We start from the raw sequence: 24,063 nt of genomic DNA, 5'->3' as shown, positions 1-24,063 counted from the left end.
CGGCTATGAATGTGACACCCGTATTTGAAACGCCTTATGAGCGCGCCGGGATTATCACCCCTGGCCTGCCAATTATGCCCCATGGGACCGAGCGGCACCCGGTGCCCGGGGGGGGATCACGCGCGATTCCGGTGTTCAAGGGCGATGAGATTTCCGTGCTCGATTTCGAGGGGCTGCAACCGGGCGAGTTGGTGTTTTTTGGTCCTGATGGCAAATCCGATGCAGGTATGCTGGGGGCGGCCAGCGCTGGGCGCCCCGACGGAGTGATTTCGGTTCTGGCGAACGGTTCGCCCTCGGGTAAACGTGTGGCCAAAGCGCTGGATGCGGCCGGGTTCGATCTGGGTAAGGCCGAGGCGGTCCGTATCTTCTCCGAAGGCTCGCGCCCCGGTGATATGGCCAGTTTTGTAATTAGTTGTGATGGGTTGCTGATCCTTGCGGCCCCGGGCGGGCCGATGGAGCCGGGCGCGCAGAACCCACCCTCGGAGTTGATCCTGTATGTGCGCCGCGCCGATCCGGGCCTCGGAAAAGGCGGCCAGCAAGCGCCGGACCCGCTGGCTGATCCGATCGTGGATTCCAACATCCAACCCGGTCAGGCCTATAGCTATGAGGTGAAAAAGGGCGAGTATATTCAGGTGCTGGATGTGCAGGGCCGCGAATGTTCGGATTTTCAAGCATTTTCCCTGCGCGCGCTGGACGCTGGTCTGGAGCGTGATATCGACCCCACCACCACCCGCGCCCTGATGGGAACGCTCTATCCCAAGCCAGGCATTTTCGGGAAGTACTGGAGCGTCGATCAGGAGGCTCTGCTTGAGATCGTGCAGGATACCTGCGGGCGACATGACACGTTCGGTCTGGCCTGTACCGCGCGCTACTATGAAGAGCTCGGCTATCCGGGCCATCTGAACTGCTCGGACAATATGAACGCCGACTTGGCGCAATATGGTATTCGCCCGCGCGGTGGCTGGCCAGCGATCAACTTTTTCTTCAACACCATGCTGGATGAAACCAACGCCATCGGTATGGATGACCCGTGGTCACGCCCGGGCGATTACGTGTTGATGCGTGCGCTGACCGATCTGATCTGTGTTTCAACGGCCTGCCCGTGCGATGTCGATCCTGCCAATGGCTGGAATCCCACGGATATTCAGGTACGCACCTATTCTGCTACGGAAAACTTCAGCCGTTCCATCGGCTACAGAAAATCAGCGGAGGCCCAAGTGGAACCTACCAAGCAAACCGGATTTCATGATTGCTTCGCGCGGTTCACCCGCGATTTCGTTGAATATGCGGGCTATTGGCTGCCCAATCAGATGAACAATCTGGGGCCCCTTGCCGAGTATTGGGCCTGTCGTGAAAAAGCCGTGATCATGGACCTTTCCCCATTGCGCAAATACGAGGTCACGGGGCCGGATGCAGAAGACCTGATGCAGATGTGCGTCACACGCAATGTCAAGAAACTGGCCGTGGGGCAACTGACCTACACGGCGATGTGCTATGAGCATGGCGGAATGATCGACGATGGCACTCTGTTCCGTCTGGACGAGACCAATTTCCGCTGGATCGGGGGCAATGATACTTCGGGGCTGTGGCTGCGAGAGCAGGCACAAAAACACGACATGAATGTCTGGGTGCGCAGCTCTACCGACCAGTTGCATAACGTGGCGATTCAAGGGCCTTTGAGCCGTGATATCCTGAAAGAGGTTCTGTGGACCGCCCCGGATTCCCCGACCGTCGAGGAACTGGGCATGTTCCGCTTCACCGTTGCACGACTGGGTGATTACACCGGCACCGCGGTGGTGCTGGGCCGTGCGGGCTATTCCGGTGAGTTGGGGTACGAGGTGTTCTGCCATCCCAAGGATGCTGTCGAGGTTTTCGATGCCATCTGGAAAGCGGGCGAGCCGATGGGCCTGACGCCTTTTGGGTTTGCCGCGCTGGACATGGTGCGGATCGAGGCCGGGTTGATCTTTGCGGGGTCCGAATTCGACGATCAGACCGATCCGTTCGAGGCAGGCATCGGGTTCACGGTCCCACTGAAGTCCAAGAACGACGATTTTATCGGGCGCGCCGCACTGGAAGAACGCAAGCTGCACCCCCATCGCAAGCTGATTGGGCTGGAACTGGAGGGCGGGACTGTTGCCTCGCCGGGAGATTGCGTGCGCATCGGCAAGGCGCAGGTGGGCGAAGTAACAAGCGCCATGAAATCACCCGTGCTGGGCAAGAACATCGCTCTGGCCCGCGTGTCCGTCACCCATGCCGAGCCGGGCACCGAAATCGAAATCGGGCAACTGGACGGCCAACAAAAACGCCTGAAAGCCCGCGTTGTACCCTATCCGCATTTTGATCCCACCAAAGCCCGCGTCAAAGGGGATTATACCCAACCACTGACTCCGGAAAGCTAGACCCCAGTCAGCCGTGCAAAGGAGTGTAGCGATGGCTATCGCTCAAATGAACTGGGGCCGGATGAAGTTTGCCCCTGATGATCCTCGCTTGTCTGAATTCATGTCCTCCCTGGCCGAGATTTATGCTTTGGCTGAGGCGCATCCCGGCTTTATCTGGCGCATTCCGGACGAGGCATCGGCCAAGGGTTTGGAGCAGTTGGGATATGACACTCGCACATCCGCCACGGTGTCCGTTTGGAACAGTGTAGATGACTTGCGCGCCTACACTTTTGACACCCTCCATGGCGCTTTTCTCAAGCGCACGCATGAATGGTTTGAAAGAGTGGAGGGCCCTCAACTGGTGATCTGGACTGTCGAGCATGATGCGCGCCCGGATTTTGAAGAGGCTTTTAGACGGCTTGCGCATTTGCGTGAGCACGGGGCGAGCGACCACGCTTATGGTTGGCCACAGGATGCGTGATCGCACCGGCGTGCGTTGCGCCTGAGGGCAAACCATGTCACGCATCACCAAACTAAGTTGAATGGACTTATCCCTATGCGCGCTGGCCTGACTTTGCTTTGCCTTGCTTATGTGCTGAGCCAGTTTTTCCGGGCCTTTCTGGCCGTGCTCAGCCGTGTTCTAGAGGCCGATATCGGAACCGGGCCGGATGTGTTGGCCAGTGCGTCGGGCTATTGGTTTCTGGCCTTCGCAGCCATGCAGATCCCGGTGGGCTGGGCGCTCGACAAGATTGGTCCGCGGCGCACGGCTTCGGTGTTGTTGTTTATCGGTGGTGGAGGCGGGGCGGCCCTGTTTGCTGTGGCCACGGGGGCGGGGCATGTCAAATTGGCGATGCTTTTGATCGGCATCGGCTGTTCGCCGGTTCTGATGGCGTCTTACTACATTTTCGCGCGGCAATTCCCGGTAGCGCAGTTCGCCACTCTGGCCGCGTTGATGCTGGGTGTGGGCTCGGTCGGGAACCTTGTGGCCTCCTACCCGATGGCCTTTGCGGCCGAGACATTTGGCTGGCGCGCCTCGCTTGGGGCATTGGCGGTGATCTCGGTCCTTGTGGCACTGGGCATCGCGGGTTTCGTACGCGACCCCGAGCCGGTTGAAGGCGACACGAAGGGCTCGGTTCTGGACCTGCTGAAAATGCCGGTGCTGTGGGTGATGTTTCCGCTGATGTTCATCAACTACGTGCCCGCCGCTGGCATTCGCGGGCTTTGGATCGGGCCGTATCTCAGCGACATCTTTGGCATGGATACCGGCCAGGTAGGGCAGGCGACGCTGGCGATGGGAATCGCCATGATTGCGGGCACGCTGTGCTACGGCCCGTTGGACCGTATCTTCAAGACGCAGAAATGGGTGGTGTTCACCGGCAACCTGCTCTGTGCGGCGGCGACGCTGACGCTGATGATGCTGGCCACGCAAACTGTGCTTTTGTCGATCGCGCTATGTGCCGCCGTTGGGTTCTTCGGAGCCTCTTTCCCGGTGATCATCGCCCACGCCCGCAGTTTCGTTCCGCCACATCTGGCCGGACGGGGCGTGACGCTGTTGAACCTCTTTGGCATCGGTGGTGTGGGGATCATGCAGTTCGTGTCCGGCAAGCTGCATGGCGCGGTGCAGGCTGAAAGCGGAGATGCCGCCGCCTATACCGCACTTTTTGCTCTTTTCGGCCTGTCCTTGTTGCTGGGAACGCTTATTTATCTGTTCAGCCGTGATGCTGCGCGTGCAGAATAACCTTTCCTATACGCCTTGCACGGTTTAAGAGGCCGCAGCCAACCCTAAGGAGTAAGACAGATGGGCTATCGAGTCGCCGTCGTGGGCGCCACCGGCAATGTGGGCCGCGAAATGCTGAATATCCTGGCCGAGCGCCAGTTCCCTGCGGATGAGGTGGTGGCCTTGGCCAGCCGTCGAAGCCTGGGCACTGAGGTGAGCCTCGGGGATAAGACGCTGAAGACGCTCGATCTGGACACATTTGACTTCACAGGCTGGGATATTGCGCTGTTTGCCATCGGTTCGGACGCGACCAAAACCTATGCGCCCAAGGCGGCCAAGGCGGGATGCGTGGTGATCGATAACTCATCGCTTTATCGCTATGATCCCGACGTGCCTTTGGTGGTTCCGGAAGTGAACCCCGAGGCGGTCGAGCAATATGCAAACAAGAACATCATTGCCAATCCGAACTGTTCCACGGCACAGATGGTTGTGGCGCTGAAGCCCCTGCATGATCGCGCCAAGATCAAGCGCGTCGTTGTCAGCACCTATCAATCGGTGTCGGGCGCCGGCAAAGAGGGCGCGGACGAGCTGTGGGATCAGACCAAGTCGATCTACAACCCCACCGACGACGTGCCCCCCAGCAAGTTCACCAAGCAGATTGCGTTCAACGTGATCCCGCATATCGACGTGTTCATGGAAGACGGTACCACCAAGGAAGAATGGAAAATGGTGGCCGAGACGAAAAAGATCGTCGATCCGGCGATCAAGGTCACGGCGACCTGCGTGCGCGTGCCGGTGTTTGTCGGCCATTCCGAGGCGGTGAATATCGAGTTTGAAGAGTTCCTCGACGAAGACGAGGCCCGCGATATTCTGCGCGAGGCGCCGGGTATCATGGTGATCGACAAGCGCGAAAACGGCGGTTACGTGACGCCCGTGGAATGCGTCGGCGATTACGCGACCTTCATCAGCCGCATCCGTCAGGACAGCACGATTGAAAACGGTCTGAACCTGTGGTGCGTCAGCGACAACCTGCGCAAGGGCGCTGCCCTCAATGCCGTGCAGATCGCCGAAACGCTGGGTGCGCGGGCCTTGAAAAAAGGCTGATCCCGGAAAAATCTGGAAAAGTTTAAGGGCGCGTCCAAGGATGCGCCCTTTTGCTGCGTCTTAAGGATAATGGACGCCACAGATGCGTCTGATACCCTGATGGTGCCAAAAGGAGTTTGCCCCATGCGTTACTTGCCTGTTCTATTTGCCGTTCTACCTTGCGCCCTCTGGGCCGAGGATATCCCGCTGCAAAGCGAGATCAGCAACGTTGTTCTGTATCCCCAAGGGGCCACCATCACCCGCGAGGTCAGTTTTTCCGCACCGGCAGGTCAGCACGAGTTGATCATCACCGACCTACCCCAAACCACGCCTTTGCAACGCGTGCGGGTTGAAGTGAACGGGGCCACGATGGGCAGCGTCACGGCACGCAATGACTACCTACCGCCCGCTGATCCTAACCGGATGTCCCAGGAACAAGACCTCCATCAGGAAATTGAGCGGCTCGAAAAAGAGCTTCTGCGCCACGACGCGGATATCGATCTGCTGCGCACCGAGGTGAAAGCCGCACAGGCGCGTGTCACGTTTCTGGAACAGCTGGGGCAGGGCGATGGTGTTGCCTCGCTGGGCGTGGATGCCCTGCGTGATCTGACCAGCATGGTAGGGGATGAGACCCTGAATGCGTTGAAAGCAGCCCATCAGGCCCAGCAACGTGTCGAAACCGCCAAGTTCAGCAAAGAGGAAACGCAAGAGGCGCTGGATCGTGCGCGCCAGATGCTCAAGGCCATGCAGGCCGGGCAGGGCGAAGACCGCGCGGTTCTGTCAGTGGCCATAAGTGCCGAGGATGCAACCGAAGGGACCGCCGTGATCACCTACACGATTGATCAAGCGGGTTGGACCCCGGTCTATGACCTGCGTCTTACGCGCGATACCGGCGCGCTGAGTATCGAGCGCGGGGCTTTCATCAGTCAGTATTCCGGCGAGAACTGGCAGGACGTGACCCTGACCCTTTCAACCGTACGGCCAAGTGAACAAACCGACCCCGGGCAGGTCTGGCCCTGGCTGCGGCGTATCTTTGATCCCGATGACATTCGGCCCATGGCTACGATGACGGAAGAGGCCGAATATGATCTCGCCGGTGGCGCATTGGCCGAACCGGTGATGGAAGCGGCGCGGGTCAGGACGGCTTCGGCAAGTTTTGACGGGATATCAGTCACTTATAGCTATGATCAACCCGTGTCGATGGCCACCGGGGCCGACCGCGTGCGCATCGCCTTGGGCACGATTGAAACGCAGGCCGATCTGGTCGCGCAGGCCGTGCCGCTCAGTGATCAGACTGCTTTCCTGATGGCCAGTATTACCAATGATTCCAATGAACTGATCCTGCCCAGCTACGAGGCGATGTTTTATCTGGATGACCGTTTCGTCGGTCAGCGTGGGGTCGAAATGATTCCGGCAGGAGGTGAGGTGGACCTGTCCTTCGGCCCGATTGACGGGCTGCGTCTGAGCCGTGTTGTGGTTGATCGCCGTGAGGGAGATCGCGGGCTGATCACCAAATCCAACGAGATGTCGGAAGAGGCGCGGATCACGGTTGAGAACCTGACCGGTGAAAGCTGGCCCATCCGCCTGCTGGATCATGTGCCCTATTCGGAACAGGACGATCTGCGCATCACTTGGGAGGCCGATCTGGCCCCGAGCGAGCAGGATGTTGATGACAAACGCGGCGTTCTGGCGTGGGAATTTGACCTGCCCGCAGGGGATGAGAAAACCATCACCCTCAGCCATCAGATCGAATGGCCGGAAGGGCAGATGCTGCAGTAAGCCCTAGATCGGCACAAATCCACCGGAGGCGGGGTTGAACTGTTCAACGCCGCCTTCGCCAATATCATGCCAAAGCCCATGCAGGCTGATCGTGCCGCTTTCCACGGCTTCGGCGACGAATGGGAAACTCATCAGGTTTTCCAGAGAGACAATAACCGCCTGTTTTTCAAGCGCATCGCGGCGCTCGGTCTTGTCCTCGATATGCTGAACCCGCTCATAACCGGGGCGTAGGATGTCCATCCAACGACCGACAAAGCTGGTCTTTTCCTCAAGCTCGGGGGCCTTGCCGGTGCACATATCCAGACAGCCCTGAACGCCGCCGCAGCTGGAATGACCCATCACGATGATATGCGCCACTTTTAGCCCAAACACGGCATATTCCACCGCTGCCGAGGTGCCATGTTGATTGCCGTCGGGCTTATAGGCTGGCACCAGATTGGCGATATTGCGGTGAATAAAGAACTCGCCCTGATCCGCGCCGAAGATCGACGTGACATGCACCCGGCTGTCGCAGCACGAGACAATCATCGCGCGCGGATGCTGTCCGGTCTCGGCCAATCGGCGATACCAGGCCTGATTCTCAGAGTAAGCGGTGGCGCGCCAACCATGGTAGCGATGCACCAGATAAGTCGGCAAAGGGCGGGCGTGTTCCATAAAGTCTTCCGCTGAATCGTGCTGGTGCTGGTTGATAAAGGGAATTCGATGAGAATTCGAGAGAGAAATTCGATTGTCGGAAACCATTTGGGAAGGCTGATCTGACCATAATGGCCCAAGCCGTGGGGGCCGTGTATTGGGATAGGACCGTGGAACAGATAACTTTACTGAAACAACATGAGACAGTTCGCTTGAACGCTGACCGTCTGGAAGAGCTTTATCTGCAGCTGGGCGAGGCCGGGGCCGAGGATGTGGTATGTCGCGCGCTTGAAGAACTGGCCGCGCGCCTGTCTCATACCGAGCGGTGCTATCGCGAGGGGCGATTCCCGGACATGCGGAAATCGGCGCGCAGCCTGATCGCGATTGCTGAACAGGTGGGGATGCAATTGCTAGCAAATGTCGCCCGTGATGTCACGCTGTGCATTGATGATGGGGATCAGATCGCGGTGGCTGCTACTTTGGCGCGTTTGCTAAGGATCGGCGAACGCTCGCTGAGCGAAGTGTGGGACACGCAGGATCTCTCGATCTGAAATCGTCAATGATGCCTGCCATGCGCGGGTAGAACCCTGCAAAAAAGAGTGATTCAGCTTCTCCAAGAAACCGATTAGGCTGGCCCGGTCAAAGACCAGAATAAAGGCCTGCCTCAGATGTCCCTGATATTCGCCCCCGCCGATGCGGCGACCATACCCCTTCACGTGATTGACCAAAACGCCCTGTCCGACTGGCTTGGCGAGCAGCCGGAAATAGTGGCGGACTGGGTCACGGCGTCTGGTTTCGCCGCCGGTTTGGGCAGCCACCTTTTGGTGCCCGATGGCCGGGGTGGGATCGCCATGGCGCTGGCCGGGTACGGTGATGCGGCCCGGCGCGTGCGCGGGCGCTTTCATCTGGCCCGCGTCGCCGCCGTTTTACCCGAAGGAGACTACCAGTTGCACGGCCTGCCCGCCGGGCGCGCCGAGGAAGAGGCGCTGGGCTGGTTGCTGTCAGGCTACGCATTTGACCGCTACAAGGAACAAAAACCCGGCAAGGCCAAGTTGGTCGCACCAGACGGTGTCGATGACACCCGGCTGGAAGTGATCGCGGCGGGCGAGGCGTTGACCCGTGATCTGATCAACACCCCTGCCGCCGATATGGGGCCGTCCGATCTTGAGGCGGCCTGTGTCGATCTGGCCAAGACCCATGGTGCCCGGATCGACGTGATCCGGGGCGAGGCGCTGTTGGAACAGAATTTCCCGCTGGTACACACCGTCGGGCGCGTCGCCGCCGATGCGCCGCGCCTGATTGATATGCGCTGGGGTGACAGTGGTCCGACCCTGACGTTGGTGGGCAAGGGTGTTACCTTTGACACGGGCGGTCTGAACCTGAAACCGGGCGCTTCGATGGGCCTGATGAAAAAGGACATGGGCGGCGCAGCCACCGTGCTGGGGCTGGCGCATATGATCATGGGGTTGGGCATTGCCGTACAATTGCGGGTGCTGATCCCGGCGGTTGAAAACTCGATCAGCGGCGGCGCGTTTCGGCCTGGCGATATCCTAACCTCGCGCAAGGGTCTGACGGTTGAGGTGAACAATACCGATGCCGAGGGGCGTTTGGTTCTGGCCGATGCGCTGGCTTACGGCGCCGAGGAAGCGCCTGATCTGATGATCTCGATGGCCACGCTGACCGGCGCGGCACGCGTGGCCGTCGGCCCTGATCTGGCCCCGTATTACACCGATGATGAGACGCTGGCGCAAAGCTTGTTCGCCTCTGGCAACGCCGTGGCAGATCCGCTGTGGCGGTTGCCGTTTCATGACCCCTATGAGGAAATGATCGAGCCGGGCATTGCCGATCTTGATAACGCACCCAAAGGCGGGTTTGCCGGGTCGATCACCGCCGCCTTGTTCCTGCGCCGCTTTGCGGGTGGGACGCGCTATGCGCATTTTGACATCTACGGCTGGACCCCAACCGCCGCCCCGGCCCGCCCGAAAGGGGGCGTCGGCATGGGCGCGCGCGCCATTCTGGCTGCTTTGCCCGAGGTGCTGTCGTGAGTGACCGGCGCCGCTTGCGCAGCAACGGACATGTTGCCCATAGCTCGCTTGAGGGGCAGGTGCAGGCCGACCGTTTCACGGAGGGCGAGGAATGCCGCGTCGTTGAGGTAGTGGCCGACCTTTGTGCCGAACCCGCTGGTGCGCGCGACCGTCAACTGCTGCGCGGTGAGGTGTTTACGGCCCTCGATGTCTGTGATGGCCATGTGTTCGGATATGCGGCCAAGGACGGCTATGTCGGCTGGCTGAAAGTGACGGCCTTGGTCAACCATCCTGCCGAGCCGCCAACCCACCGGGTATCCGCCCCGCGCAGCTATTCCAAATCAACACCTGGCCTCAAAGAGATGGGCAGGGTTACACCTTTGCCTTTGGGCGCACAGCTCATCGTTCTGGAGGATGTGGATGGCTGGGCCAAAATCGGGTGGAGCCGGGGCACCATTCCCAGCGATGTCTTTGTTCCGGCCGGTCATCTGGTCTCTCTGGATATCAGAGAAGGTGATCCAGTGGCCGTAGCTGAAAAGCTTCTGGGCACACCCTATCTTTGGGGTGGAAATTCGGCCTTTGGAATCGACTGCTCTGGCCTCATCCAGACCGGTTGCTTGGCTTGCGGGATCGCTTGCCCGGGTGACAGCGATCAACAACAGGCGGAATTGGGAAGCGATCTTTCCCAAGATGTACCACTACAACGCGGCGATCTGCTGTTCTGGAAAGGTCATGTGGCTTGGCTGGTCGATCCGGATACAATACTGCATGCCAACGCCTTTCATATGGCGGTCGCATACGAGCCGTTGCAGGATGCCATCAGCCGAATCGAGGCGCAGGGGGATGGCCCTGTGACCGCGCGCAAACGTCTGGGAGGACAACCATGAGTGACAGCTTTTTTCACCCCGTCTCGGGATTTGACCTGCCGCGATTTGCGGGCGTGCCCACCTTTATGCGGCTGCCTTATGTGCCGCCCGGCCACGAGAAATTCGACGATGTCCAGGTCGGCCTGATCGGCGTGCCCTGGGACAGTGGCACCACCAACCGTCCCGGCCCCCGCCACGGGCCGCGACAACTCCGTGATGCCTCGACCATGATCCGCGCGCAGCACGCGGTGTCGGGCATGCGTCCGTTCGAGACGGTGAACTGCGCCGATCTGGGCGATGTGGGTCCGAACCCGGCCGATATCATCGACTCGATGGAGCGGATCACCAGCTTTTACAATGACGTGATGGCGGCCGGAATCCTGCCCCTGACGGCGGGCGGCGATCATTTGTCCTCGCTGCCGGTGTTGCGGGCAGTGGCCAAGGGTGGCCCCGTGGGAATGGTGCATTTTGACAGCCATACCGATCTGTTTGATTCGTACTTTGGTGGAACGATGTACACCCATGGCACGCCGTTCCGACGGGCTGTGGAAGAGGGGCTTCTGGACCCTAAGAAGGTGGTTCAGATCGGCATTCGCGGCACCATGTATGACGAGGAAGACCGCGATTTTGCCAAGGCCAACGGCATCCGCCTGATCCTGGTCGAAGAGTTCCATGCGCGCGGGGTTGAAGACGTGATGGTCGAGGCGCGTGAGATCGTCGGAAGCGGGCCGACCTATGTGAGCTATGACATTGATTTCGTTGACCCGACCTTTGCCCCGGGCACAGGCACACCCGAAGTGGGCGGCCCGAATTCCTATCAGGCGTTGCAGGTCTGTCGTGAATTGGCAGGGCTGAATATTGTTGGCGCGGATATGGTCGAGGTCTCACCACCATTCGATGCTTCGGGCGGCACGGCCTTTCTGGGGGTGTCGATCATGTTCGAGATGCTCTGCGTGATTGCCGCGCAGAGAGGTTAAGCCTTCACCGCCGTGTAAACGATTAGCCCGGCGGGAACGCGCAAGCCCTGATCGGTTTGGTACTGTGCCAGCCGCTGCGTGCAATCGGCGCGAATGGCTGCCAAATCCTCTTCGGTCCCGTTTCTCTCGCGCATCAGGCGGGTGGCGGGTCCGACTGTGGTGGCAAACTCGGCGGCTGCCTCGAGGGATTGCGGTGGGATCAGATCCACATTGACCGGTGTACCTTTGGCCTCGGCCCATCCCGCATCACGTAGAATACCGGTGACCCGGTCGATATCCTTGAAGGCCATCGGTCCGGGCGCGTGCGGGTCCATCGGCTCGGGTTTGCCCAAACGCGCCATCGCAGCTTTCATCGGCTCCATGAACCAAGGGTTCTCCGGTGCACCCTGCCAGCAGATCATCGCCAGCCGCCCACCCGGTTTGGCGGCGCGAAGCAGATTGGCAAAGGCCGCGACGGGATCGCTGAAAAACATCACGCCGAAGCGCGAGAAGACAAGATCCGCAGTGGCGGGCGTAAACCCGTGCGATTGGGCATCGCCCAGAACAAAGCGGAGGTTTGCCGCGCTCGCGGCTTTACTGCGCTGGCGTGCCAGATCCAGCAGGGGGTCTGAGATGTCCAAGCCCGTCACATGTCCATCCTGCCCGACCACGTCCGACAGGCGCAGGCTGCTGGCACCGGTACCACAGCCAATATCCAGTATTGTCTCGCCGGGCTTTGGCGCGGCACGGGCGACAACCGTTTCAAGAACGCCGGACATCAGTGTATCAAGCTTTTCCTGATGGGTGGCCCATGTCTGCCCTGAGGGCGAGCTCCAGTACTCGGCCTGATCGGTGTTCGAGATGGTCATTCAAAGCTCCTGCTGGGGTCAATCAATGGCGTGCAATATGTCGCCAACATGGATTTTCCCGCCTGCGACGATCTTGCAATTCAACCCCGAACGGTTCCAGAGCGGCATGTAGACATCGCGTTTCAACATCAGGTTCAGGTACTTGCAGGGTTGATTGATGCGCACACCCTCCAACACCACATTGCCCACCATAAAGCGCAGGCCAACCAAATGTTGCAGCGGTACGCCGGAAACGGTCAGGTTGCGGCGGTGATCGTTCACATCAATCGCCTCGCCACAATCCTGTGCAACACGTTCCAGCATCTCAGCCTCGATGAGGGTGATCTGACGGTCTTCGCCGGGGATGCCCGAATAGGTGCCGGTCTCCAAAAAGTACCGATCCCCTTCAATGCCCTTGCCGACCACCAGATTGGCACTGTCCAACGCCTGCATTGGCTGTGATTTGGCCGGGGTGATGTGGATATGCTCCAGAGCGCCTTGCCATCCGGTCGCTGTCATCTAGTCAACCGCGCGGATCATTTTGCGTTCCAGCACGCGCAGAACGGTTTTTAGGTCATTGCCGCGTTTCAGGATCTGACCATCCATGGCGATCACGGCATATTGCCCTTGCCGAGCACGCAGCTTTGGGCGTTTTTCGATCCGATACAACGGGTGTTCAGCAGTGCGGCGAAAGATCGAAAAGATTGCCACATCACGCAGACAGGAAATGCCGTAGTCGCGCCATTCACCTGCCGCGACCATACGGCCGTAAAGCGATAGGATCACGCTGAGTTCGGTGCGATGAAAGGCCACTTGCGGGGTGCCCTGCGACGGCGGGACGGAGGTGGCAGAATGATAATTCATACAATCAGAGTTGCGCCATTACCCAGGCAAATCAAGTTTTTTTGCGAACCCGCGCTTATCCGCACCACAGCCGCGTGATCAGCCCGGCTTCGTCCAGATCGGCGTTCATGCGGCGCGGACGGTGGTCCATCGTCATGATGGAACCGGGGGGCAGCAATCTGACATCCTCCTTGGCGGCCGACAAATCCACGCTGTCGGCGGGTTGCCCGATCTGATCCATCAAAAGATTGCCGCCGCAACTGGCGAGTTCCTCCGGCGTAGGCAGTGGAGCTGGGGCAGGAGGCTCAGCTGTCGGCGCACATGCGCTCACTCCAAATACCAAAAAACAAAGTGCAAGACATCGCATCGGTAGTCCTTTCTTGACAGACAGTTCCAACAATCGGGCTTCTGCGCCGCTATGCAAGATATTTCACTGCAGATATTGAATTGCGCCCCAGTTTCGACCAATGTCGGGCCAACAATATTGGGAGGACAGACAGATGCGCACTACAGCCGCCGTGGCCCTGGAAGCGGGCAAGCCGATGGAAGTCATGGAAGTGAACCTGGAAGGCCCCAAAGCGGGTGAGGTTCTGGTGGAGATCAAGGCGACAGGCCTGTGTCACACGGATGATTTCACCCTGTCCGGGGCCGATCCCGAAGGCGCGTTTCCGGCCATTCTGGGCCATGAGGGCGCGGGCGTTGTGGTTGAGGTCGGCCCGGGGGTCACCTCGCTGAAACCCGGCGATCACGTGATCCCGCTTTACACGCCGGAATGCCGGGAATGCGATTACTGCCTCAATCCCAAGACCAATCTTTGTCAGTCGATCCGCGAGACGCAAGGCAAGGGTGTGATGCCCGATGGCACCTCGCGGTTTTCGATGCTCGATGGTACGCCAATCCTGCATTACATGGGCTGTTCGACATTTTCTAACCACACGGTTCTGCCCGAGATCGCTCTGGCCAAGGTGCGCAAGGACGCCCCGTTTGACAAGATTTGCTACATCGGCTGTGGCGTGACCACGGGCATCGGGGCCGTTATCAACACCGCCAAGGTCGAGATCGGCAGCCGCGCGGTTGTCTTTGGTCTGGGTGGCATTGGTCTGAACGTGCTGCAGGGCCTGCGCATGGCAGGGGCAGATCAGATCGTGGGGGTGGACTTGAACCCTGACAAGGTTCCGATGGCCACCAAGTTTGGCATGACCGATTTCGTGAACCCCAGTGAGGTCGATGGCGATCTGGTTGCGCATTTGGTCGAGCTGACCGGCGGGGGCGCGGATTATTCCTTTGATGCAACGGGCAATGTGCAGGTGATGCGCGCGGCCTTGGAATGCGCCCATAAGGGCTGGGGCGAAAGCATTATCATCGGGGTGGCCCCGGCAGGCGCCGAGATTTCGACCCGTCCGTTCCAACTGGTCACGGGCCGGGTCTGGAAAGGGACCGCCTTTGGCGGTGCGCGCGGTCGCACTGACGTGCCCAAGATCGTCGATTGGTACATGGACGGCAAAATCGACATCGACCCGATGATCACCCACACGCTGAAACTGGAAGACATCAACAAGGGCTTTGAGTTGATGCATTCCGGCGAGTCGATCCGCTCGGTCGTGGTGTATTGAGCGACCCGCGGCAGACCCCGCTACTGGCGGTCCTGATTGATGCCGATAACACCTCGCCCAAATGGGCGGGGGCGCTGTTTGACGAGATTACTACGATTGGCGAAGCCAGTGTGCGGCGTTGCTATGGCGATTTCTCGTCGCAACAGATGAGCGGTTGGAGCAAGGTTCAGGCCGAATATGGCCTTGTGCCGCATCACCAGCCCGCCAACACCGTGGGCAAGAATGCCAGCGACATTGCCCTTGTAATCGACGCGATGGACCTGATGCATTCCGGTCGCTTTGACGGTTTCGTTCTTGTCAGTTCGGACAGCGATTTCACCCGGCTAGCCAGCCGCCTGCGCGAGCAGGGGTTGGATGTGTTTGGAATTGGCGCAGCCAAAACCCCGAAGGCCTTTGTGAATGCCTGCAAGCGGTTCCTCTATCTTGAAAATCTCGATATCTCGGAGGGGCAGGTGGGCAAGAGTGCGGGCAAGCCGAAGGCGGCCAAGCTTGAAACGGCCCATGGTCTTGTGCTCAAGGCGATGGACAGTATTGATCAGGGCAGCGATTGGTACGCACTTTCGGTTCTGGGCAAGCAACTGGTTGCTGCCAATCTGGATTTCGACACGCGAACCTATGGCAAACGCAAGCTTTCTGATCTGGTGAGTGCCATCAAAGTTTTCCAGACCCGGCGCGAAGGCAATCAGCTGATGGTTCGCCGGATCGACTGAGCAGCACGACTGCATCCGCAGGCCATTGTGATACATCTTTGCGCGCTTAATCCCCGCGCATCGATTCTGCGAACAATGTTCCCGTTTCATCTAAATTCGACGGAAATCCTTTTCATGTTACCTGTGTTTCACATGATCTGAGGAACAGACCTTTCGCTTCTGGCTTGCCGTGTTACTTTGCTGGCTGAGTTCACCAAACCGCCGAGGAGGCCCAGATGGCAATTCGCAGCACTGAAGGACGTGGCAAGCTTTATGACAGCGTTTTGGATACGATTGGCGATACGCCAGTCATTCGGGTCAATAACCTGGGGCCAGATAACGTGGAAATCTACGTTAAAGCAGAGGCGTTCAACCCCGCGGCCTCGGTCAAGGACCGGCTGGCGGTCAACATTATCGAGGCCGCCGAGCGGGATGGCCGCCTGAAACCCGGCCAGACGGTGGTCGAGGCGACCAGCGGCAACACGGGTATCGGTCTGGCGATGGTCTGTGCGCAGAAGGGTTATCCGCTGGTGGTGACCATGGCGGACAGTTTCTCAGTCGAACGGCGTCGCTTGATGCGGATGCTGGGCGCCAAGGTCGTGCTGACACCCAAGGCGCAAAAGGGCTTTGGCATGTATCAAAAGGCGGTCGAGCTGGCCGAGGCCAATGGCTGGTTCCTGGCGCATCAGTTTGAAACTGCGGACAATGCTGACATTCACGAGGCGACGACCGCGCGGGAAATTCTGGCAGATTTTGAAGGCAAAAGATTGGATTACCTGGTCACGGGTTATGGCACCGGTGGCACGGTCACCGGCGTTGGTCGCGTCTTGCGCAAGGAGCGGCCTGATACCAAGATCGTTCTGTCAGAACCCGCCAACGCGCAGCTTGTTGGATCAGGCAACGCGCAGGATCGCGATGATCAGGGTCAACCGGCCTCCAGCCATCCCAGCTTTGAGCCGCACCCCATTCAAGGCTGGACTCCCGATTTCATTCCGCTTGTTCTGCAAGAGGCGATTGATCAAAATCTTTATGACGACCTGATCCCGGTGGCCGGCCCAGACGGTATCGCCGCCGCGCGTGATTTGGCGGCGAAAGAAGGCATCTTCACAGGCGTTTCGGGTGGCTCGACCCTTGCCGTGTCACTGAAGATTGCGGAGACGGCCGCGCCGGGCAGCGTGATCTTGTGCATGTTGCCGGACACCGGCGAGCGGTATCTGACGACGCCCCTGTTTGAGGGTATCCCCGAAGAGATGAGCGATGAAGAGCGCGAGATTTCCGCTTCGACGCCCGGATATCAGCTGGACTAAGCACGGTGTTTTGATTTCGCAGGGTCGCACAGGAATCTGTGCGACCCCGCGCATTGAATGACCGGTATACAAGATTAAACTCAATGCGAGATTTTTACAGAAGGCCGAAACACTATGAGCGATGATACCTACACACCCCCAGAGGTTTGGAAGTGGGAGCAGGAAAATGGCGGGGCCTTTGCCTCGACCAACCGGCCTATTGCCGGTGCGACCCATGACAAAGACCTTCCCACGGGTAAGCATCCGTTCCAGTTGCACTCGATGGGCACACCCAACGGCCAGAAGGTGACAATCATGTTCGAAGAGCTGCTGGCTGCCGGTCACGCTGCCGAATATGACGCGTGGTATATCGGGATTGGCGACGGTGATCAGTTCGGCAGCGGGTTTGTCGAGGCAAATCCGAATTCGAAAATTCCGGCCCTGATAGATTACTCCGGCGACGCCCCCGTGCGCGTTTTTGAAAGCGGTTCGATCCTGATGCATCTGGCCGAGAAATTCGGTGCTTTCCTGCCCGCCTCTGGGCCTGAGCGCACCGAAACGCTGAACTGGCTGTTCTGGCAGATGGGCAGCGCGCCTTATCTGGGCGGCGGGTTTGGTCATTTCTATGCCTATGCGCCTGAAAAATGGCAGTATCCGATTGACCGGTTCGCGATGGAAACCAAGCGCCAGATGGACGTATTGGACCGGCAATTGGCCGAGCGTACCTTCATTGCGGGCGATGACTATTCGATTGCCGATATGGCGATCTGGCCCTGGTACGGAGCGCTGGCGCTGGGACGGTCATACCCCAATGCCGAAACCTTCCTGAGCGTGCATGAATACGAACATGTCACCCGCTGGGCCAAGGCGATCGACGCGCGCCCGGCGGTAGACCGCGGTCGTCGCGTGAACCGCACCAGCGACACTCCAGGCGAGTTCCTGCGCGAACGCCATGATGCCAGTGATTTTGAGGGTATCAATACTTAAGACAGATAGATGCTGCGCAGTATCACAGACCGTTTGCAGGCGCGTTATGCAGCGCGCCTGCTGGAGCAGGCAAAGCACGAGGTGATCGACCCAAAGCCTCGGCTTACCCTGCGGTTAGCAATAGGGTGGTTGCTTGCGGTATTCGTTCTGGTGTCGCCGTACTTAGTGATGGCGGCGGGGCTGGGATTGATCTGGTCCACCTTTCCAGAAGTCTTTCCGGGCGTCTTTGGGCTGATCCTGATCCTTGCAGGATATGTATTGTTGCCGCCTCGCAATCGAAACACGTGGCGCACCTATAGCCGTGCGGACCTACCACATTACTTTGCATTACTTGATCAGATTGCAGAACGTTTGGGTACAACCGCACCTGATGGCGTGCATTTTGTCGAAGACTTCAACGCGTATATCGCACAATTTGGTAATCGGTTCCTTGGGCCGAAAGAATGGGTGTTGGGTATGGGCTTACCCTTATGGGAGGCCTCGACCCCGCAAGAGCGCGTGGCATGTCTGGCGCATGAATTGGGCCACAAAGTCAGTGATGATCCGATGCGGCAAGGCGTGTTCTGGCGTGCCGAACAGGTTTTGACCAACTGGGGCGAGATGCTTGACCCCGATGATCAGCCCTACGAAGTGGCCGCGCTTGCACAGATGGTCTTGGGTGGACTCATCCGTGGATATCATCATCTGTTGTCCAGCTTGTCCTTCTTTGAATCGCAGAGGGCCGAGTATCGGGCTGACGCGCTGGCGTCCCGTGTTGCGGGTTGTGGAGCAAGTCGTTTATTGCTGGAAACACTGACACGTGGAGACCTGGCTGACAGGGCCATCCTTGATCTCTATCCTTATCGCAGCGATCAGGGGGGCCGTATCTTCGCTCACATGGGGGCAGCTGTTTCCCAGGCGGATTGGGACACCGTTTCGCGCTTCTTGTCGGAAGCGGCTGCCGAAAAGCGCCGGGTAGATTCCAGCCACCCTCCCACCGCGATGCGGCTCGAGTTCGTCGGGGCATTGCCCCCGGAATTGGAGGCTGATGTTTTGGATGCGTCGCGTATCGACTTCACGGCGATTGACAGTGAACTTTCTGCGATCAAGAACGCCCTCGGCAAAGCAATGATGCAGGAACTCCGCGATGAAGAGCTAAACCGCTGACTCCGGGTCAGAAGGCTGTGCGACACGATATCTATATCGAAGCTTACTGGCCAGGTGAGCGCTTAGGCCCGTCCCGCCGCGGAGGAAAGTGCCAATGCGTCGATCCCAAGGGTTCTCAGCGCGGCTTCCCACTTGTTCGCGTTCGCGGTTTCAAACACCAGCGAGAGTTCGGCATCGCAGGTCAGCCAGCCGTTTTGTGCAATTTCGGCTTCCAACTGCCCGGGACCCCAACCGGCATATCCCAAGGCGATGATCGCCCGAGAGGGACCGCGGCCCTGGGCGAGGTCTTCGAGGATATCCAGTGTCGCTGTCATGGCGAAACTGTCGTTCACATCCATTGTTGAGATCGATGAATGATAGCCATATTCGTGCAGCACAAAGCCGCGCCCACTTTCCACCGGACCGCCAAAATGCACGGGGCGGGCGGTCATATCCGTCTCGCTGGTAATGGATAGCTGTTCCAGCAAATCCTTGAGGCCAAGATCTTCGGTGGGCTTGTTAACCACGATCCCCATCGCCCCCTCGGGGGAATGAGCGCAGATGAACACCACGGAATGGGCAAAACGCGGATCACCCATGCCGGGCATGGCAATCAGCAGCTTTCCATTCAGATCAATCGGGTCGTTCACGTGGTGCCATTCCTTTGAGCCTTAAATGATAATGGGGGTGGTTGAAGGGCGGTGCAAGGCATCTGATCCTTGGGTGGTCGCGGATTCTCGCCCAAATGTGACTTGGCATTTCAGCCAAAACCCCCCATTTCCGAAGGATGCGCCAGAAAATAGCATCTCTTTGCCTCATTGCCCTGATGGGTTTTACCGCTCCTGCCACGGCAGAGCCCATTAACGATGCGTTGGACGTGCAGGTCTTGCCCGGCTGGCGCACGGCGGATGGCACCCATATGGCCGCTATCGAAGTGACACTGGCCGAGGGGTGGAAAACCTATTGGCGTGCACCCGGCGATGCAGGTATTCCGCCGCAGTTTGACTGGCGCGGGTCGCGCAATCTTTCGGGCGTGGAAATCAGCTGGCCCACGCCCAAAGCGATGACGCAAGGCGGGATGCGCACGATTGGCTATTCCAACCGCGTCACCCTGCCGATTCGCATTGCGCCTCAGCGGGCGGGCAAACCGGTCGAGTTGTCGGGTACGGTCGAGATTGGCGTGTGCAAAGATGTCTGTATTCCCGTCACGCTGGACCTGTCCCAGCTTCTGGTGCCCAGTGCCAGCAAACCGGACCCGCGCATTGCCGCGGCCATGGCGGACAGGCCGTATTCTGCCAAAGAGGCGGGCGTTGGCCGGGTGAGTTGTCAGATCACCCCCAAAGGCGACGGGCTGCATGTGCGGGCCAAGGTCGAGCTGCCCAATACCGGTGGGCGCGAGGTGGCTGTGATTGAGACGGACAATCCGCAGGTGTGGGTGGCGCAGGCCAAGACCTCACGCAGCGGTGGCACTCTGATTGCCGAAACCGAGATGTACCATGCCGAAGGCCATGCTTTTGCGTTGAACCGTTCAGGGTTGCGCATAACCGTGTTGGGCAAATCCCACGCTGTGGATATTCAGGGCTGTCCCTCGGGTTGACGGTCCCGCAGCAGATGGACAAACGCCATCACCAGATAAAGCACCAGTGCGATCGCCGCCGAACCGATGGCAAACAGTCCAAACGCCTGTAGCCCCGCTGGCAGGCTGGTCAACATCCCGCCAAGCCCACCTGGTAAATTGCCATAGATAATTGAGTGGCCCACTGTCGCTGCCAGCCAGCCGATATTGGCCGCCAGCCCCACGCTCAGCGCCACGCGCACCGGGGTTTCGCGGAACCTGAGCCCGCGTCTGAGGGCGGCTACCTGCCGGTTGATATCGGCCTGGATTGCCAGAAGTGCCGGGATGATCAGAAGCACAAGGATCATGCCAAAGCCCAGCCCGTAAACCAGCGTAATCACCGTGGGTTTCAGGAACAGTGCCTGTTGCGAGCGTTCAAACAAGAGCGGGGCAAGACCAAGGACCGTGGTCAGCGTGGTCAGCATCACGGGTCGCAGCCGATCTGCCGCCCCGTCTATGATCGATGGAACCAGACCGCGCTCTTCGGCATATTCGTCGATCGTGGTGATCAAAACGATTGAATCATTGATGATAATGCCGGTCATTCCCATCAGGCCGATCACCGTAAACATGCTGAGCGGTACATCCCACGCCGCATGGCCATAGATCGTGCCCACCAGCCCGAAGGGAATGATCGCCATCACCACGAAAGGGCGCGTCCAGGAGGAAAACACCCAAGCCAGAACAAGGAATATCCCGGTCAGCGTCAGGATCAGGCCCAATCGGGCATCATTGAGAAACTCGTCCTCTTGCTCGGACAAGCCGTCCAGCCTCCATTCTACTTGTTTCTCGCTGGCGATGGTGGGCAGAATTTCCTGTTCCAGCGCCTCCATCACCTCGGCAGCGCGGGCGGGGTCGTCTTCCGAGACGTCCCCGGTCACAGCGATCAGACGGATGCCGTTTTCGCGTCGCACGGTGGAAAATCCGGTGCGCCGCTCGACGCTAACCATGTCGGCCAGTGGCAGATAGGCGCCTTCAGGGGTGCGCAGCAAGGTGCGTTCGAGGAAATCGGCGGTCAACTCGCCCTTGGGCAGTTCGACGCGGATTTCTGCACTGCGTGGACCCAGCGGATAGGTCGCCGCCTCGATCCCGTTCAGCCGGTGGCGCAGCACCCGGCCCAGCCCGTCAATACTGAACCCCAGCGCCTGCCCCTGCGGGGTCAGTTCAAGGATCAGCTCTTCCTTGTCATAGGCCAGATTGTCTTCAACCGCCGATATCTCGGGGAAACGCAACAGGGCTTCTTTCAGCGATTCAGACGCGGCTTTCAGGTCGTCGGCTGTCGCGCCGTAAAACTGTACGTCCAGCGCGGCACCTCCGGGGCCAGAGCGCCATCCGCGAAAGCTGACCGTTTCGGCCAGCGGATGCTGGCGCACGCGGTCCTGCAACTCTCCAACAAACGCAAAGCTGGAATAAGGGCGCAGATCGGCGTCGATCAGCTCAATCGCGATCCCGCCCAGCTGATCCGGCTCTTTGGTGTCGGCTCCGGGCAGGCCCCATCCGGCATTGCCGCCGACCTGCGCCATCACGTAATCCAGTGGGTTGCGGCCATGACGCTCTTCATATTCACGCCCCAGTTCTTCGGTTGCGCGCTGCATTTCGCGCATCATTTCCATTGCGTCTGCACGGCTTGCCCCGGGGGCCATGATGAAATTGCCGGTCACGCTGCCGCGCTCGGGCGCATTGAAGAACCGCCATTGCACATCGCCTTTGATAAACAGGGCCGATTGCATCGCCAGGGCCAGAATAGCCAGCGCAAATACCGGATAGCGCGCCCAGATGACACCCGCCATCAACGGCCGGAACAGGGTGTCACGAACCCAGACAAAGCCCTGATTGATCAGGTGCGATACCGAGTCGACCCCGTGATGTGACATCGCCAGAAGGGACAGGTTACGGCGCTTGGCGGGCATGATCCAAAACCCAAGGATAAACGCCACAGCGCCCGCGCAGCCGGCCATTGCAAAATTGTTAAACGAAATCAGCGCCGGCAGGCCTTCAGCGTCAACCGGCACCATCCCGGCGCGACCCAGACCCATCATGGTGACAAAGAAGATGGCCATCGCGAACAGTGCGGCCACGGCCATCAGGGCAAGGGCTGCCAATCCGACCCGTGTACGACTGAACCCGGTCGGGTGACGCTCTTTCAGGGCGTGGGCCATGTGGTTGGGCAAAATCAGAAAGCATTCCACAAGGCTGGCAACAAGCACCATGATCACCGTGTAGGGCATGTCGACAATCAGACTGCCAAACCGCCCGCCAATGGCCGTCAGGCCAAAGAAGGCGATCAGCGTGGTCAGGGTGGCCGAAAACACCGGCATCGACATGCGCATCGCGGCGCGTTCGGCGGCAATTGTGGGCGGCTCGCCCAGTTTGCGCACCCGCGCATCGGCATGCTCGCCCACCACGATGGCGTCATCCACGACGATCCCAAGCGTGATGATCAGCGCAAAAAGCGAGATCATGTTCAGCGTCAGCCCGGCAAAATACATAAACGCGATAGCGCTGAACATGGCCACGGGAATGCCTGCAGCCACCCAGAAGGCGGTGCGTGCATTGAGGAACAGGAACAGCAGGGCCACCACCATGCCCAGCCCCATCAGCCCGTTGTCCAGCAGGATGTTCAGCCGCCCAGAAATCGCCTCTGCCCGGGTGCGGATCAGGCGCAGTTCGACGCCTTCGGGTAGGGTTTCGGCCATTTCGGCGGCCACATCTTCAACCTGTTGTTGAATGCGGATGGCGTCGCCCTGCGCCGATCTGTCGACGCGGATTGAAATCGCCGGGTCCTGACCAACAAAAAAGCTGCGTTCGCGGGTGATGCCTTCAACACGGATACTGGCCACATCCCCAATGGTCAGCTTGGACCCATCTGGGTTCGAGCGCAGCACGATTTTTGAAAGCTGTTCGGGGTCGCGTTTCTCAATCCCGGTGCGCACGCGCGTGTCGGCCCCGGTGATATCGCCCGCAGGGTCGGCATCGACTTCTTCGGCAATCACTTCGGCAATTTCCGCCATCGTAATGTCGTTCGAGATCAGGTTAGTCGAGGGGACTTCGACAATGGTCTCGGGGGCTGCGACCCCTTGTATCGTGGTCCGCGTGACCCCGGCGGCAAAAAGCCGTGTGATCAATTCATCCGCAAAGAGGCCCAACTGATCAGTCCCAACTGGCCCGGTGATCACTAGGTCGGTCACCCGGTCGCGCCATGCCCCGCGTCTGACCTCGGGTTCTTCGGCCTCCTCGGGCAGGGTGGTGACCAGATCGATGGCCGATTGCACCTCATCCGAGGCGCGGCCCATATCCCAGCCCGGTTCAAACTCCAGCGAGATGCTGGCCCGCCCTTCAGTGCTGGTCGACTCGGAATGCTCGACCCCTTCGACCGACAACAGGGCAGGTTCCAGCACCTGTACAATCGCGGCATCGACGTCTTCGGCACCGGCCCCTTCCCAGATCACATTGACCGAGACGGAATCGGTGATCACATCCGGAAAGAACTGTGCCCGCATCCGTGGCGCGGTGGCGATGCCCAGCACGATCAGCACCACCAACAACAGGTTGGCGGCGGTGCGGTGGCGGGTGAAATAGGAGATCAACCCGCCCGCCGGTTCCGGGATGGAGCGCGCCACG

22 protein-coding genes are annotated in these 24,063 nt (G+C 59.4%); 15 read left to right on the top strand and 7 right to left on the bottom strand.

Going from position 1 to position 24,063, the window contains the following annotated elements; translation table 11 throughout:
• The first annotated feature begins 5 nt into the window (after positions 1 to 5).
• The 5 genes from V6N02_RS11480 (at position 6) to V6N02_RS11460 (ending at position 6,957) form a co-directional block, all read left to right on the top strand.
• Entirely contained in the window at positions 6 to 2,399 is a 2,394-nt protein-coding gene (locus V6N02_RS11480; protein ID WP_371225720.1) for a trimethylamine N-oxide demethylase, read from the top strand.
• A 31-nt stretch (positions 2,400 to 2,430) separates the two neighbouring features.
• Positions 2,431 to 2,859, top strand: coding sequence for a DUF3291 domain-containing protein (locus V6N02_RS11475; protein WP_371225719.1), 429 nt, complete (start codon positions 2,431 to 2,433; stop codon positions 2,857 to 2,859).
• A 75-nt stretch (positions 2,860 to 2,934) separates the two neighbouring features.
• A complete protein-coding gene (locus V6N02_RS11470; RefSeq protein WP_371225718.1) occupies positions 2,935 to 4,116 on the top strand; it encodes an MFS transporter in 1,182 nt (393 codons plus the stop codon).
• Positions 4,117 to 4,176: 60 nt separating this feature from the next.
• Positions 4,177 to 5,199 (top strand): aspartate-semialdehyde dehydrogenase, encoded by a 1,023-nt coding sequence (locus tag V6N02_RS11465; protein WP_371225717.1) that lies wholly within the window; start codon positions 4,177 to 4,179, stop codon positions 5,197 to 5,199.
• A 123-nt stretch (positions 5,200 to 5,322) separates the two neighbouring features.
• Positions 5,323 to 6,957, top strand: coding sequence for a DUF4139 domain-containing protein (locus V6N02_RS11460; RefSeq protein WP_371225716.1), 1,635 nt, complete (start codon positions 5,323 to 5,325; stop codon positions 6,955 to 6,957).
• Positions 6,958 to 6,960: 3 nt separating this feature from the next.
• On the opposite strand, the gene V6N02_RS11455 is transcribed toward V6N02_RS11460, so the two are convergent.
• On the bottom strand, positions 6,961 to 7,611 hold the full coding sequence (locus V6N02_RS11455; protein ID WP_371225715.1) for a carbonic anhydrase: 651 nt from the start codon (positions 7,609 to 7,611) through the stop codon (positions 6,961 to 6,963).
• Between the two features lie 110 nt (positions 7,612 to 7,721).
• Here V6N02_RS11455 and V6N02_RS11450 point away from each other — a divergent pair, with 110 nt between their 5' ends.
• The 4 genes from V6N02_RS11450 (at position 7,722) to speB (ending at position 11,457) form a co-directional block, all read left to right on the top strand.
• Positions 7,722 to 8,141: a hypothetical protein gene (locus V6N02_RS11450; protein ID WP_371225714.1), complete on the top strand. Its 420-nt coding sequence runs from the start codon at positions 7,722 to 7,724 to the stop codon at positions 8,139 to 8,141.
• 117 nt (positions 8,142 to 8,258) lie between these two features.
• Positions 8,259 to 9,635 (top strand): leucyl aminopeptidase family protein, encoded by a 1,377-nt coding sequence (locus tag V6N02_RS11445; RefSeq protein WP_371225713.1) that lies wholly within the window; start codon positions 8,259 to 8,261, stop codon positions 9,633 to 9,635.
• Positions 9,632 to 10,501, top strand: coding sequence for a C40 family peptidase (locus tag V6N02_RS11440; protein WP_371225712.1), 870 nt, complete (start codon positions 9,632 to 9,634; stop codon positions 10,499 to 10,501). Before V6N02_RS11445 ends, V6N02_RS11440 begins: the two co-directional genes overlap by 4 nt.
• Positions 10,498 to 11,457, top strand: coding sequence for an agmatinase (speB, locus tag V6N02_RS11435; protein ID WP_371225711.1), 960 nt, complete (start codon positions 10,498 to 10,500; stop codon positions 11,455 to 11,457). Before V6N02_RS11440 ends, speB begins: the two co-directional genes overlap by 4 nt.
• Here speB and V6N02_RS11430 read toward each other — a convergent pair.
• The 4 genes from V6N02_RS11430 to V6N02_RS11415 are packed head-to-tail and all read right to left on the bottom strand — an operon-like array spanning position 11,454 to position 13,494.
• Positions 11,454 to 12,305 (bottom strand): class I SAM-dependent methyltransferase, encoded by an 852-nt coding sequence (locus V6N02_RS11430; protein ID WP_371225710.1) that lies wholly within the window; start codon positions 12,303 to 12,305, stop codon positions 11,454 to 11,456. The genes speB and V6N02_RS11430 overlap by 4 nt on opposite strands.
• An 18-nt stretch (positions 12,306 to 12,323) precedes the next feature.
• Complete coding sequence (locus V6N02_RS11425) at positions 12,324 to 12,803, bottom strand: MOSC domain-containing protein (protein ID WP_371225709.1); 480 nt, start codon at positions 12,801 to 12,803, stop codon at positions 12,324 to 12,326.
• Entirely contained in the window at positions 12,804 to 13,148 is a 345-nt protein-coding gene (locus V6N02_RS11420; protein ID WP_371225708.1) for a DUF2794 domain-containing protein, read from the bottom strand. It lies immediately after the preceding gene.
• A 55-nt stretch (positions 13,149 to 13,203) separates the two neighbouring features.
• The gene (locus V6N02_RS11415; protein WP_371225847.1) at positions 13,204 to 13,494 is read right to left on the bottom strand and encodes an I78 family peptidase inhibitor; all 291 of its coding nucleotides are present in this window, start codon (positions 13,492 to 13,494) and stop codon (positions 13,204 to 13,206) included.
• A gap of 133 nt (positions 13,495 to 13,627) precedes the next feature.
• Between V6N02_RS11415 and V6N02_RS11410 the strand changes: the two genes are divergently transcribed.
• The 5 genes from V6N02_RS11410 (at position 13,628) to V6N02_RS11390 (ending at position 18,848) form a co-directional block, all read left to right on the top strand.
• Positions 13,628 to 14,740, top strand: coding sequence for an S-(hydroxymethyl)glutathione dehydrogenase/class III alcohol dehydrogenase (locus V6N02_RS11410; RefSeq protein WP_371225707.1), 1,113 nt, complete (start codon positions 13,628 to 13,630; stop codon positions 14,738 to 14,740).
• Entirely contained in the window at positions 14,737 to 15,450 is a 714-nt protein-coding gene (locus V6N02_RS11405; protein WP_371225706.1) for an NYN domain-containing protein, read from the top strand. The genes V6N02_RS11410 and V6N02_RS11405 overlap by 4 nt, the downstream gene beginning before the upstream one ends.
• A 215-nt stretch (positions 15,451 to 15,665) precedes the next feature.
• Positions 15,666 to 16,736, top strand: a complete 1,071-nt coding sequence (locus tag V6N02_RS11400) for a PLP-dependent cysteine synthase family protein (protein WP_371225705.1) — start codon at positions 15,666 to 15,668, stop codon at positions 16,734 to 16,736.
• Positions 16,737 to 16,850: 114 nt separating this feature from the next.
• Positions 16,851 to 17,702 (top strand): glutathione-dependent disulfide-bond oxidoreductase, encoded by an 852-nt coding sequence (gene yghU, locus V6N02_RS11395; protein WP_371225704.1) that lies wholly within the window; start codon positions 16,851 to 16,853, stop codon positions 17,700 to 17,702.
• A 9-nt stretch (positions 17,703 to 17,711) separates the two neighbouring features.
• On the top strand, positions 17,712 to 18,848 hold the full coding sequence (locus V6N02_RS11390; protein WP_371225703.1) for a M48 family metallopeptidase: 1,137 nt from the start codon (positions 17,712 to 17,714) through the stop codon (positions 18,846 to 18,848).
• Between the two features lie 62 nt (positions 18,849 to 18,910).
• Here the strand turns inward: V6N02_RS11390 and V6N02_RS11385 are convergent, their stop codons facing one another.
• Complete coding sequence (locus V6N02_RS11385) at positions 18,911 to 19,477, bottom strand: YqgE/AlgH family protein (protein ID WP_371225702.1); 567 nt, start codon at positions 19,475 to 19,477, stop codon at positions 18,911 to 18,913.
• 176 nt (positions 19,478 to 19,653) lie between these two features.
• Here V6N02_RS11385 and V6N02_RS11380 point away from each other — a divergent pair, with 176 nt between their 5' ends.
• Positions 19,654 to 20,424: a protein-disulfide reductase DsbD domain-containing protein gene (locus V6N02_RS11380; protein WP_371225701.1), complete on the top strand. Its 771-nt coding sequence runs from the start codon at positions 19,654 to 19,656 to the stop codon at positions 20,422 to 20,424.
• On the opposite strand, the gene V6N02_RS11375 is transcribed toward V6N02_RS11380, so the two are convergent.
• Entirely contained in the window at positions 20,403 to 24,062 is a 3,660-nt protein-coding gene (locus V6N02_RS11375; RefSeq protein WP_371225700.1) for an efflux RND transporter permease subunit, read from the bottom strand. The genes V6N02_RS11380 and V6N02_RS11375 overlap by 22 nt on opposite strands.
• Position 24,063: the final 1 nt, after the last annotated feature.

It is taken from the genome of Roseovarius conchicola (genome assembly GCF_041403425.1).
GTDB lineage: Bacteria > Pseudomonadota > Alphaproteobacteria > Rhodobacterales > Rhodobacteraceae > Roseovarius > Roseovarius conchicola.
The sequence above is the reverse complement of the archived record's forward strand: the minus strand, read 5'-3'. Positions and strand labels throughout refer to the sequence as shown.